Below are 12,635 nucleotides of genomic sequence, written 5' to 3' on the forward strand. Positions count from 1 at the left end.
TTAACTGTTTGATTTATATTTAATTAAAAAATCTGCTTAAACTTTTTATTTAACCGCAAAAGTCACAAAAGATCTGCTAAATTTTTTATTTAAAGTTGATTATTATAAATGAAAAAGCTCACCATAGTTTTTAAAAATCTTTGATTTTTATTCTTTTGAGTGCTTTGATTATTCCGGAAATTCGCTTTAACATTTTCTTTTGTCCCTTTTGCGGTTAATTCTGAAATTAGTTTAAATTATAAAAATGAAGAGGGTGAAGTTTTAACAAAAAAATATCAACTTCACTGCAACTTTTCCGAAAATCTGCATCCTTAAAACAGAGAAACGGAAAATGATTATATTTTCAGAAAAATAATACATATGAAAAAACTAGGAACTACCATATTGGCTTTGATGTTGGTAATGGGCTGTAAAACCAAAACAGCGGCAGATCAGCAAAAAGAGACCCAAAAATTAAGCATCGAAAAAGACAAAGATCAGGACGGAGTTAAAAACCGAAAAGATAAATGTCCGGAAATCGCAGGACCGATAGAGAATAAAGGTTGTCCGTTCCCAGATATGGACGGCGACGGTGTTCCCGATAAAGATGATCAATGCAAAGAGCTTTCAGGACCTGTAGAAAATAATGGCTGCCCTTTTCCGGATACGGACGGAGATGGAATAATAGACAAAGATGATGCCTGTCCGACCGTTGCAGGACCTGCGGAAAACAACGGCTGTCCCTGGCCGGATACAGATGGCGACGGAATTCTGGATAAAGACGATGCGTGTCCTACCGTTCCCGGATTACCGGAATATAACGGCTGTCCGAAACCGAAATCGGTTGTGGCTATGGAAATTGAGTCTTCACCGCGAAGTTTATCTGCTGCGGGAGCAAAATCGATATCAGGTGTAAAGATTAGTAAATCCAAAGCAAAAGGTAAGAAAACAAAAATTTATGAAGAATTTCCGGATGCAGGGAAACTTACAGCAGGAGAAGTAAATGATTTCTCAAAATGGAATTACTGGCAGGATATGGCGGTTCCTGTTTTATCAGAATATAAAAATCAATGGAAACTTTTCCCAGATAAAAGGGTTTCTGTTCAGTTGGTTAATAAAGACAAAAAACCAGTTATTGGTAAGAAATTAAGGTTGTTGAATGATAAGAAAGAAATTATTTGGGAAGCAGTTTCGGATAATAAAGGAAACGCAGAATTATGGATCGCTCCAAGAATAGATTATCAATCTTTATCGAAGAAATATTATATAACAGACGATAAAGGAAAAACTTTGTCAGCTAAAGCAAATTTATTTAAAAAGGGTGAAAATATAATTACAATAGATGCGCCATGTCTTCAAAAAAGAAATTTAGATTTAGCTTTTGTTGTAGATGCTACAGGATCGATGGGGGATGAGATTTCTTATTTACAGGCAGAATTATTGGATGTATTGAGAAAAGTTGAAAAAAAACTTCAGAATACAACAGATGTTCGTTACGGTTCTGTATTTTACAGAGATCATGGTGATGAATATGTAACGCGTGAATTTAATTTTTCCGACAGAGCTGAAAATTTGGTGAATTTTATTAAAAAACAAAATGCTAATGGAGGTGGAGATACTCCTGAAGCAGTTGTTGAAGCATTGGATTCTTCAATTGATAAACTTAGCTGGAGCAAAGAAAATTCTACAAAAATTATTTTTCTGATTCTTGATGCATCCCCACATTATTCTGAAGAAAATATTAATAAAATATATAATAAAATAAAACTGGCAGCAAAAAAAGGAATTACAATTATTCCTTTGGCAGCGAGTGATACAGACAGAGAAACGGAATATATTATGAGAACGTTTGCTTTGCTTACAAACGGAACCTACACATTCCTTACCAACCACAGTGGAATCGGAAATCATCACATCGAACCAACAACAGATTCTTACGAAGTGGAAAAGTTAAATGATTTATTGTTGAGGCTTATTCTGCAACGTTCAACAATACCTTCTTGTCAGAAGCCTTCTAATAATGAATTTATTAATAAAAAAATTGAGGTAGAACTTGAAAATGAAGAAAATCCAAAGGTTAAAATTTATCCAAACCCTACAAAAGGATTAATTAATATACAGTCGAATAAACAGATTGATGAATTATACCTATATGATTTCAGTGGTAAAATTTTAATCAAACAGGGAAAATTACCAAAAGGAAATAATAAAATAGATATTACTTCCTATCCTCAAGGTGTTTATTTAATGAGATGTTTATATGGAAAACAATGGGACGTATTTAAAATTATAAAAAATTAAAGTTAGTGTTAACAGGCATTCTCAAAGGATGTCTGTTTTTATTTTAAATAAACTTTCAAAAATTATTGAAAGTTCGAAAATTATTATTACATTTGTATCAGAAATCAAAAGCAATACAAAATGCAACTTTCAGAAGCTAAAGAAAAATACATTCAGACTTGGGGTACATTTGCCACCAATTGGGGGATCAACCGTACCATGGCGCAGGTTCATGCGCTGCTTTTGGCAAGTGGTAAAGCGCTTTCTACCGATGAGGTTATGGAGCAGCTTGAAATTTCAAGAGGAAATGCCAATATGAATCTCCGTGCTCTGATGGATTGGGGAATTGTAAGAAAAGAATTTGTAAAAGGCGACCGTAAAGAATATTTTGTTGCTGAAAAAGACGTTTGGTTTTTATTCAAGCAGATTACAAAAGAACGTAGAAAAAGAGAAATTGAGCCCGTTATTTCTTTTCTGGAAGAACTGAAAAATATTGAAGATAAAGATTCTGAAGGAGCGAAAGAGTTCATTAAATTAATGGACGATTTCAGTTCTGTAACGGGGAAAATCAACAATATCATGGATCTCGCGATAAAAAGCGACGATCATTGGCTGGTTGGGAAGATTACGAATTTACTGAAGTAATCGTTTGTTAGTCTGAACGAAACGAACAGGATGAATATAAAAGGGAAATTTTCCTTTTTTATTTCATATTAACTTTCAAAAATTATTGAAAATATAATAACAATAAAAACTTAAAACATGGAACGCAAAATTTTAACAGGAGAAGCAGTATTTCAGACAGTTATCAGCCTTATATTCTTTTCGTGTGCTATCGCTGATTATTTCAAACAAACACCCGGAACAGAATTTTTTATAGCACTTTTTTATATTGGGATTTCCAATCTTATAGGTTTCTTATTGAGAGTTTCACTTAGCAAAAGCAGGTTTCACCGTTACTATTTTTATGGCGTTATTCTGTTTTTCATTATCCTGTATTTTGGTGCGGTATATCTTAATGATTCCAGAATGGATTTTGTAGTAAGTTTCATGGGCATTGGAGGCGTACTTTTTAATATTTACTATCTGATTTATGGCTTTTATAATGTTAAAACGATGCAACAGAATAAAACGGAGAAATAATTTTTTTGAGATTAAATTTCAAAATTTATTGAAAATATAATATTTATAAAATGTTCAATATTATTTCATATCTACTTTTTCTATCCGTCAGTTCCTACATAACCATTGATGTCGGAAGAAGATGCTACAACGCAGGAAAACATTACCTGAACTATCTTATTCATGATGCGGATCTTTGTTTAACGATCAACAGGATTCTTTTGGGATGTTATTATCTGATCAATCTCGGGTACATCGCATTAAATCTGACGCATTGGGAAAAAGTAGATTCTATGGAAAAAATGTTATCTGTGACAGCAGTCAGAATCGGTTATATCACCTTGATTTTATGTGTGCTGCACTTTATGAACATTTTCGCACTTTACTTTTTAAGAAAAAATTTAACCATAAAATAATAAAACTATGAATGCAACAGCTCTTACCACAACGTACAATTTTCAGGCATACATGATCTATCTGCCAATTGTAATCCTCCTTACTGTATTGGTTTCCCAGTTTCTCTTTAAAAATTCCAAAGCGTTTATGATCGATATTTTTCATCAGAAAGAAGACATTGCAATGGCAACCAACTCTTTATTCAAGATCGGTTTTTACCTTTTAAATCTCGGTTTTGCCCTTTGTATCATTGAATTTTTTCAAATTGAAACCATTGAAAGACTGGTTGTTGCTTTAAGCGAAAAAATCGGAGGATTTTCCATCTATCTCGGAGTAATGATGCTTCTGAACCTGCTTCTTTTCCTGAAAGGTCGTAAACACGCCATGAACAAAGATAAAATCATCAAAAATGAAAACACTGCTATTTAAAATCTGGATGTATTTCACCTTCAAAATCCAGAAAAAGAGAACGAGAGGAGATTTTTTGAACCTTTAAAATCCAATAACCATGAAAACTTCTATTAAAAACGACTTTTATATTCAACTTTCATTCCTTGTAATCGGACTTATTTTGGTATTCTTAGGAATTGTTGTTTTTGAAAATGCTACTGTTTTTCTTTTTTATTTCATAGTGGGAATACCTCAGTTGATTAGTTTTATCAGCAGAGCCTTTCAGAAAACAAAGAAATCTTGGCTATATATTGTCTACGGAATTTTTATAATGCCTGTTTGGATTTCATGGCTGATTATTTTGGCTTTTAATAACAATAATGATGTCACCAATTTTTTCGGATATATTTTAATCGCATCAGTATTTTACAGTCCGGTACTTGCAATCCTCTACATTATAGATTGTTATAAAACTTATGAATACTAAAAAAACAGGATCATGAAAACTATTCTTACATATGATCTCAGAATCCAGCAATCGCTAATATTACTGTTTCTTGCAACAATTCTTGCAGCAATAATTACAAAACAGGAATTTTTAGGAGTAGTAATAATAGTTGAATTTTTCCTGATAGCCGTTGCACAATATTCTCTGAATATTATCAAGACTTTCAGTAACAAATATGTAAAAACAGATTCCAGAAAAGTATATGTTTTTATTTCAAGCTATGTTGTAATCGGTTTTTTAATCCTGATTTTATCATCATTATTAAAGTTTGAAGACACTAAACAAAACCTGAAAAATATTTTTGAATTAATGGTAATGTCTTGGATATTTCTTTCACCCATTCTTATTATTCAGTCTTTAATGATCAGTTTTTTTGATGCTAAAAATAGTATAAACGAACAACCATGAAAACCCTCAAAAACCACATCCTCATTTACGACAATGAATGTCCTATGTGCAACATCTATTCAAAAGGCTTCATCAAATGCGGAATGCTCGATGAAAACGGAAGAGAAGCTTTTACAGATCTGAGTTTCGAAAATAATGACATCATTGATTTCAACCGCGCAAAAAACGAAATCGCTTTAGTCGATCACGAAAAAAATACAGTGATTTACGGTTTAGACAGTCTTTTGTTAATCATAGGAAATTCGTTTCCAAAGCTTGAAAAAATAGCGATGATTCAGCCTTTATATTGGTTTTTCAAAAAGATGTATTCCTTCGTTTCTTATAACCGAAAACAGATCATCCCTTCGAAAAATGACGATACGGAAACAGCTTGTGTTCCGGATTTCAATCTAAAATACAGATTGGCTTACATCGCTTTTGTGGTCATTTTTTCAGGATATATTTTAAGCATATTTTCATCTAAATTGGGATTAAACCTCACTCAGAATTTTTGGAGAGAATTTGCAATCTGTTGCGGACAAATCGTTTGGCAGACTTTAATTTTAAAAACTTATTTAAAAGAGAAAATCTGGAATTACCTCGGAAATATGATGACGGTTTCTTTAATCGGAACTTTACTTCTGATTCCGGCTTTATTTCTTAATATCAATGCAAATGCATCAGTTATCTACTTCGGAATTGTGGTTTTTGTCATGTTTTCAGAACATCTCAGAAGAAGCAGAATTTTAAAATTAAACCTTCTTCCGACCATTTCATGGATTGTTTTCAGATTGACTGTTTTAGCCATCTTAATCTGGATGAATCTTTAAAAACTAAAAAATATTTTTAAAATGTCAACAATCTATTTAGATACCATCATCAAATCAGACATTCAGACCGTTTTTGATCTGGCAAGAGACATCGATCTTCATCAGGAATCAACTTTTAAAACAGGAGAAAAAGCAATCGCAGGACGAACTTCAGGACTCATTGAAGAAGGCGAAACGGTAACGTGGAGAGCAAAACATTTAGGATTCTGTCAAACCTTGACTATAAAAATTATCAGTATGAAAAGGCCTCATCATTTCACAGATATGATGTTGCAGGGTGCTTTCAAATCCATGAAACATCAGCATATTTTCAGGCAGGAAGGTAAAAACACAATCATGACAGACATCTTCGAATTTCATTCCCCTTTCGGGATCATCGGAAAAATTTTTGATGCTCTGTTTCTTAAAAATTACATGAAAAACTTTCTTTTAGAGAGAAACAAATTAATAAAAACTGTTGCAGAAAATAAGCAGAAGCGTGAGCGAAGCGAGCGTCGAAACGTTTAGTATTAGCGATGTCATGCTAAGCTGTAAGTTTATCCTGAGCTTGACTAAGGAAAGCATCTCAATATTTAAATCCATCAACTTTCAACTAACAACAATCAACCAAAGTCATGAACTTCCTAAAAGCCGAATGGCGAAAACTAGCCATCATCAATTACGAAATTAAACCCGAAATTCTACAGAAATATCTTCCAAAAGGTACAGAACTCGATTTTTACAAGGGAAAATGCTATGTAAGTGTAGTCGGGTTTATGTTTTTAAATACAAAATTACTCGGACTTCCGATTCCTTTTCACAGAAATTTCGAAGAAGTAAATTTAAGATTTTATGTAAAGAAAAAAGAAGGCAATGATTGGAAAAGAGGAGTTGTTTTCATCAAAGAAATTGTTCCTAAACCGGCTTTGAGTTTTGTGGCAAATTCGGTTTACAAAGAAAATTATAAAACAATGCCGATGAAAAATATCATTCATCAAAAAGATCAAGAACTGCTGATAAAATACTCTTGGAAAGATAAAGAATGGCATTCAATAGAGATCAGTGCAGAAAGTGAACCATTAAAAATGGAAAACAATTCTGAATTTGAGTTCATTACTGAACATTATTACGGTTTCACAAAAAAAGAAAATAAAACATCAGAATATCAAGTCTGCCATCCGAAATGGGATTATTATTTAATCAAAAACTATCAGTTAGAAATAGATTTTCAGAAAGTATACGGTAATGATTTTGAATGTTTAAATCATAGGAACCCAATTTCTGTAATGCTTGCAGAAGGTTCTGAAATTGAAGTAAAAACAAAAAAATATGTGATCTAAATGATTTATAAATTACAAATATCTTTCTTTTACGGCTAAAATCAGTTATATGATAAAAAACACAAAATCAGAATATTGTCCGAATAAAAATAAATGCTAAATTTGGAGAGTGAATATTCACTAACTTTAATAGAATGCATGAAATTAGATATTACAAACAGGCAGATTGAAATTATCAAAGCGTCGGGTAAAATCTTGATGGAGAAAGGAATTGTGGGTCTTACGACAAAAAATTTAGCTGCTGAAATCGGTTTCTCTGAAAGTGCTCTCTACAGACATTTTAAGGATAAAGAGTCAATAATTTCACTCTTAATTCAATATCTGGCAGAAAATATCAACGAAAGATTTACAAAGATTATGAGCTCAGATCTCAACGGAGAAGAAAAATATCTTGCTGTTTTCGGGAGCCAGTTTCAGTTCTTTAAAGATAATCCCCATTATATTGCGGTTATTCTTTCCGATGGATTGATGGATAGTTCGGAAGTGATAAAGCAAAGCATAAAAAATTTAATACAGAGAAATTCTAAATTCCTCATAGAACTCATTGAAAACGGAAAACAAAATCATTTCTTTACCCATAAAATTGATACCGAAGATATGGTTCATATCATGATGGGAACCTTCAGATTACAAATGCTGAAATGGAAAATGGCAGATTTCAGTTTTGATATTACCGAAAAAGGAATGAAAACCATGAAAGGCCTATTAACACTTATTAAAAACTAAAATAAAAAAAATACAATGAACCTGAAAAAATTACATGAAGACAGTTCCGGAGTACAGGCTAAAACAATCTTTTCTGCTTCCGAAGGTAAAGTTATTTCCTTGCAGATCCTGAAGAACAACAGGCTGAAAGAACATATCACAAAAGTTCCTGCAATGCTTCTATGTATATCCGGAGAAGCCGTTTATGAAGATGAAAACAACACCAAAATATCTCTGGTTTCCGGTGATTTTACAGAAATAAAACCAGATGTAAAACATTGGGTGGATGGTATCGAAAACTGTAATCTGCTTCTTATAAAATAACCTATGAAAAGGTCTCAGTTTTTATATACATCCTTTGTCTTCCTGATTTTTTTCAGCGTTATAAATGGACAGGAAAAAAGAGAATTCACCTCTTTTAAAGAAGTTCTGGAATATGCCAAAGCCACAAATCATCAGTTTAAAAATGCCGAATGGCAGACCCGATTAGCAGACTTAACAAGAAAAACCGCAAAATTAAATCTGCTGAATCCCAAAATTCCAGCATCTGCACAGGTACTGGATAATATTACCCAGCAGGTCAGCTTTTTACCGGGACAGATTTTCGGGCAGCCGCAGGGAACTTTTAAAGAAGTAACGATTGGTCAGCAATATGCATCTACTTTCAGCATTCAGCCACAATTTGATATCATTAATTTAGCAAATTACGCCCAGATTAAATCGGCAAAAACCAATCAGCTTCTGGTTGACAATCAGAACAAAATTAACGAACAGAATGTATATGACCAGATCAATATGGTATATTTTAACATTCTTTCCTTTAATGAGCAGAAAAAAATACTCGAAGAAAATATTATTATTGCCAAAGATATTCTCAGAATCATTCAGAACAAATTCACAGAAGGAATTGCAAGAAAACAGGAGGTAAATGAGGCTGAAACCAATTTGATTTCCTTGCAGGACAAGCTTCAGCAAATAGAGCTGAATACAGAAATTCAGGTTCAGACCTTCAATTTATTTCTTGAAAATACTATAAACGCGACACTTTCTGAAGATTTGTGGACTTACGAAAACAGCAATTCGCCTCTAACCACACAAAACAGTCTTTTGGCAGAAAATGCAAAACTACAATATGAATTATCCGAACAGGAATATAATGGATTAAAATTTCAGAATTATCCCGTCCTTAGTTTTATTTCATCTTTCAACTGGCAGAATCTGAGCAATGATTTTGCTTTCTCTAAGAATTCCGACTGGATCAATTTTAATTATATCGGGTTAAAATTATCCTACGATTTGCCTACGACCGTTACCAAGTATTCTAACCTAAAATCCAAGAAAATTCAACTGGAAATCGCGAAAAACAATCAGGAATTCAGCAAAAAAGAAAACGAAAACAAAAATAAGCAGATGATTCTGGAATATGAAAAAGCCCTTCTGCAAAACGAAAATTTCAGAAAAATTTACACTCTGAAGAAAGACACCTATGAAAAAAACTTCAATCAGTTTAAAGAAAATATCCTGCCTTTGGATAAATTGCTCATTTCACAGAATGATATGTTAACAAGCCGGCTTAATGTTGTTTATTCACTGGCAAATATTGGTTTTGCCAAAGCTAAAATAGAAATCAGCAATAGATTTTAAAGTTCACAAAAAGACAACCCAATGAATACAGAAAGAAATTATTCAGAATTATCCCATCAGAAATACAGGCTGAAAACATCAGTTTTAGCTCTTTTTTTTATACTTTTTTTATTTTCCTGCGCAAAAAAGGAAGAAGTAAAACCCGTTGTTCAGGATATAAAAGAGCTTGTCTTTGCATCGGGAGATTTAGAATGGGAAAACGCTTACAATCTTACCGCGCAATCCGATGGAATATTGTTGAATGCAGATTTTGAAGTAGGAGATAAAATTTCAAAAGGAAAAAATGTAGCGGATATTGATAACAGATCAAGCGAAGTGAATGCCGAAATCGCCAATGAACAACTGGCAATTTCCAATGAAAATCTTACCCCAAATTCACCTCAGATTCAGCAGTTAGAACAGAATATTCAGTTTGCCGAAAACAAATATACTCAGGATAAAATTCAGGCAGAACGTTACGAAAGACTCTACAAAAGCCAAAGCGTGGCAAAGGTAGAATATGAAAACATGCAGCTTACTGCAAAAAATTCCTTATCCAGCTTAAATGCGCTGAAAAAACAGAAATTACAGATATTGCAGCAGGCTGAAATTCAGAAAATTGCATCAAAAGGACAGGCGGAAAACAGCAGAATTGTCCGGGGTTTTAATCACATCACGGCAACTGTGAGCGGAACAGTAATTAAAAAGCTGAAGTCGAAAGGAGATTATGTGCGGAAAGGAGATATAATCGCCACGATTGCCGATGATCAGAAGGTGGAAGCCGTACTCAATGTAGACGAAAATAACATCGGGAAAATCAAAGTCGGGCAGACTGTTTACGTAAAACTAAATACAGACAAAAATAAAGTATACAACGGAAAAATATCCGAGATTCTATCCGCTTTTAACGAACAGACCCAGTCGTTTATCTGCAAAGTTACTTTTGATAATACATTGAATGCATCTTTATTCGGAACACAGCTTGAAGCCAATGTTTTGGTGGGAGAAAAGAAAAATGCACTACTCATCCCGAGAGAACTGATGGGATATGGAAATAAAGTAAACGTGAAAGGAAAAGAACAGCCGGTAATCATAAAATCAGGGATTGTTTCCACAGATTATGTAGAAGTACTTTCAGGAATTACGAAAGATGATGTTTTACTTCCTCTAAAACCATAAGTATGAACATCAATTCTCTTATTTCAAAAACCTATATCTTTTCCAATAAAAAGCTTACCGCAGTTGCCGTTTTGGGAGTGTTATTGGGAATGTCTGTCTATATTTTCATGAACTGTCTTCTGGTAGGTTTCGACAGGACTTCCAACGCCTCCGTTTTCCGAAACACTTCCCACATCAGAGTATACAAAGATGATGAAATAAGCAGGGTTTTACCCGAAAACAAGGCAGGAAACTTCATCATTATCAATCCGAAAGTAGTTCCCGATAACAATACGATCATCAACCCGAAATTAATTTTAGCAACCATTCTAAAGCAGAAAGAAGTAACCGTTGCTGCTCCACAGGTAAATGCGAGTGTTTTTTACAATAACGGAAAATCTCAGATTTCGGGTATTGCAGCGGGGATAAATCCCGATGAAGCCAACCTTATGTACGATATAAAATCGTTTATGGTAGAAGGAAAATATGATCTCTTAAAATCCAATCCCAACGGAATTATTATCGGAAGCGGAATTGCAGAAAAAATGAATGTTGAAGTAGGCGATAATATCAATTTAACATCTTCAAGAGGTGTTAACCGAACCTTTAAACTGATCGGGATTTTCAAAACCAACAATTCTGCGGTAGACAAAACAAAATCATACATTAATCTCGCTTCCTCACAGCAGTTACTAAAAGAAGGAAATTCCTACATAACCGATATTAATGTAAATGTTACCGATCCGGAGACTGCAGGAGATATGGCAAAAAAACTGACGCAGATTACAGGATATAAAGCCGAAGGATGGAAGGAAGCCAATCAGACATTAATGGCAGCTAATAAAATGCGGAAACTGATTATCTCATTCGTTTCACTTACCATTTTGTTGGTTGCAGGTTTTGGAATTTACAATATTCTGAACATGACGGTATCACAGAAAATTAATGACATAGCGATCTTAAAAGCGATTGGTTTCAAAGGTAAAGATGTGATCCGCATTTTTGTGATGCAGGCAATTTCTATAGGAATCATGGGAGTAATAGGAGGAATTATTTTAGCTACTGTTCTCATTACCATTTTAAAAAGAGTGTATCTTGGCGGCGATATTGGTTATTTTCCCATAGACTATGAACCCGTAAAATACATTCAGGGAATTGTAATTGGCTTGGGAATTACTTTTTTTGCGGGATATATTCCTGCTAAAAAAGCAGCAGGTATAGATCCGGTAGAAATATTTAGAAAATAAATGATGACCACAATTTTAAAAACAGAAAAGGTAAATAAATTTTTTCACGATCCTGTTGAATTTCAGGTACTCAAAAACATAGAATTTGAAGTACAAAAAGGGGAATTCCTTTCCATGATCGGGAAATCCGGAAGCGGGAAATCTACCCTGTTGTACATCCTTTCTACGATGGATACAGATTATAAAGGGAATCTTTATATTGATAATCAGCTTACAACAGGTCTCAACAAAGATAAGCTTGCAGAACTGCGGAACGAAAAAATAGGATTTGTTTTTCAGTTTCATTATTTACTCCCTGAATTTTCTTGCCTGAAAAATGTAATGATTCCTGCATTAAAACTTGGAAGATTAAACGAAAAAGAAATTGAACACAAAGCTTATGAGAAACTGGAAATGCTGGGGCTGAAAGATCAGGCTCTGAAGCCGGCAAGCAAACTTTCAGGAGGACAGCAGCAACGTGTTGCAATCGCCAGAGCACTCATCAATGATCCGTTGATTATCATGGGAGACGAACCGACAGGAAACCTCGACAGCAAGAATACAGACATTGTTTTTGATATTTTTCAGGAGCTTACCAAAACCTACGGTCAGACGATTATTGCAGTTACTCATGATGATGATTTTGCCCGCAAAAGTGACCGGATTATTGAGATGAAAGACGGAGAAATTATCAAAAAATAAATACGCACAA

General features: G+C 33.7%; 16 protein-coding genes and 1 pseudogene. All 17 read left to right on the forward strand.

The window, feature by feature from the left end; translation table 11 throughout:
- Positions 1 to 465: 465 nt before the first annotated feature.
- Positions 466 to 837 (forward strand): annotated as a pseudogene (locus AC52CF_RS07065) (thrombospondin type 3 repeat-containing protein); the annotation flags it as partial.
- Positions 832 to 2,280 carry a T9SS type A sorting domain-containing protein gene (locus AC52CF_RS07070; protein WP_496518211.1) on the forward strand — a complete coding sequence of 483 codons (1,449 nt, stop codon included), beginning with the start codon at positions 832 to 834 and terminating at the stop codon, positions 2,278 to 2,280. The pseudogene AC52CF_RS07065 and the gene AC52CF_RS07070, both read left to right, overlap by 6 nt.
- 120 nt (positions 2,281 to 2,400) lie before the next feature.
- The gene (locus AC52CF_RS07075) at positions 2,401 to 2,904 is read left to right on the forward strand and encodes a GbsR/MarR family transcriptional regulator (RefSeq protein WP_271247797.1); all 504 of its coding nucleotides are present in this window, start codon (positions 2,401 to 2,403) and stop codon (positions 2,902 to 2,904) included.
- Between the two features lie 117 nt (positions 2,905 to 3,021).
- Positions 3,022 to 3,402: a hypothetical protein gene (locus AC52CF_RS07080; protein ID WP_375182282.1), complete on the forward strand. Its 381-nt coding sequence runs from the start codon at positions 3,022 to 3,024 to the stop codon at positions 3,400 to 3,402.
- Between the two features lie 50 nt (positions 3,403 to 3,452).
- Positions 3,453 to 3,797 carry a hypothetical protein gene (locus AC52CF_RS07085; RefSeq protein WP_375182281.1) on the forward strand — a complete coding sequence of 115 codons (345 nt, stop codon included), beginning with the start codon at positions 3,453 to 3,455 and terminating at the stop codon, positions 3,795 to 3,797.
- A 7-nt stretch (positions 3,798 to 3,804) separates the two neighbouring features.
- Complete coding sequence (locus AC52CF_RS07090) at positions 3,805 to 4,206, forward strand: hypothetical protein (RefSeq protein ID WP_076396570.1); 402 nt, start codon at positions 3,805 to 3,807, stop codon at positions 4,204 to 4,206.
- Positions 4,207 to 4,285: 79 nt separating this feature from the next.
- Positions 4,286 to 4,654 carry a hypothetical protein gene (locus AC52CF_RS07095; RefSeq protein ID WP_288461772.1) on the forward strand — a complete coding sequence of 123 codons (369 nt, stop codon included), beginning with the start codon at positions 4,286 to 4,288 and terminating at the stop codon, positions 4,652 to 4,654.
- A 12-nt stretch (positions 4,655 to 4,666) separates the two neighbouring features.
- Positions 4,667 to 5,083 (forward strand): hypothetical protein, encoded by a 417-nt coding sequence (locus AC52CF_RS07100; protein ID WP_375182280.1) that lies wholly within the window; start codon positions 4,667 to 4,669, stop codon positions 5,081 to 5,083.
- On the forward strand, positions 5,080 to 5,892 hold the full coding sequence (locus AC52CF_RS07105) for a DCC1-like thiol-disulfide oxidoreductase family protein (RefSeq protein WP_375182279.1): 813 nt from the start codon (positions 5,080 to 5,082) through the stop codon (positions 5,890 to 5,892). The genes AC52CF_RS07100 and AC52CF_RS07105 overlap by 4 nt, the downstream gene beginning before the upstream one ends.
- Positions 5,893 to 5,913: 21 nt before the next feature.
- Positions 5,914 to 6,399 (forward strand): SRPBCC family protein, encoded by a 486-nt coding sequence (locus tag AC52CF_RS07110; protein ID WP_290260547.1) that lies wholly within the window; start codon positions 5,914 to 5,916, stop codon positions 6,397 to 6,399.
- 107 nt (positions 6,400 to 6,506) lie between these two features.
- Positions 6,507 to 7,211 (forward strand): YqjF family protein, encoded by a 705-nt coding sequence (locus AC52CF_RS07115; protein WP_214590231.1) that lies wholly within the window; start codon positions 6,507 to 6,509, stop codon positions 7,209 to 7,211.
- Between the two features lie 138 nt (positions 7,212 to 7,349).
- The gene (locus tag AC52CF_RS07120) at positions 7,350 to 7,937 is read left to right on the forward strand and encodes a TetR/AcrR family transcriptional regulator (RefSeq protein WP_214590230.1); all 588 of its coding nucleotides are present in this window, start codon (positions 7,350 to 7,352) and stop codon (positions 7,935 to 7,937) included.
- Positions 7,938 to 7,952: 15 nt separating this feature from the next.
- The gene (locus AC52CF_RS07125; protein ID WP_214590229.1) at positions 7,953 to 8,240 is read left to right on the forward strand and encodes a cupin domain-containing protein; all 288 of its coding nucleotides are present in this window, start codon (positions 7,953 to 7,955) and stop codon (positions 8,238 to 8,240) included.
- 3 nt (positions 8,241 to 8,243) lie between these two features.
- A complete protein-coding gene (locus AC52CF_RS07130) occupies positions 8,244 to 9,560 on the forward strand; it encodes a TolC family protein (protein ID WP_214590228.1) in 1,317 nt (438 codons plus the stop codon).
- Between the two features lie 21 nt (positions 9,561 to 9,581).
- Entirely contained in the window at positions 9,582 to 10,718 is a 1,137-nt protein-coding gene (locus tag AC52CF_RS07135) for an efflux RND transporter periplasmic adaptor subunit (RefSeq protein ID WP_214590227.1), read from the forward strand.
- A 2-nt stretch (positions 10,719 to 10,720) separates the two neighbouring features.
- Positions 10,721 to 11,944, forward strand: a complete 1,224-nt coding sequence (locus AC52CF_RS07140; protein ID WP_214590226.1) for an ABC transporter permease — start codon at positions 10,721 to 10,723, stop codon at positions 11,942 to 11,944.
- Between the two features lie 3 nt (positions 11,945 to 11,947).
- Positions 11,948 to 12,625: an ABC transporter ATP-binding protein gene (locus AC52CF_RS07145; protein WP_214591105.1), complete on the forward strand. Its 678-nt coding sequence runs from the start codon at positions 11,948 to 11,950 to the stop codon at positions 12,623 to 12,625.
- The last annotated feature ends 10 nt before the right edge of the window (positions 12,626 to 12,635 follow it).

The sequence above is a fragment of the Chryseobacterium sp. 2P genome (genome assembly GCF_059579425.1).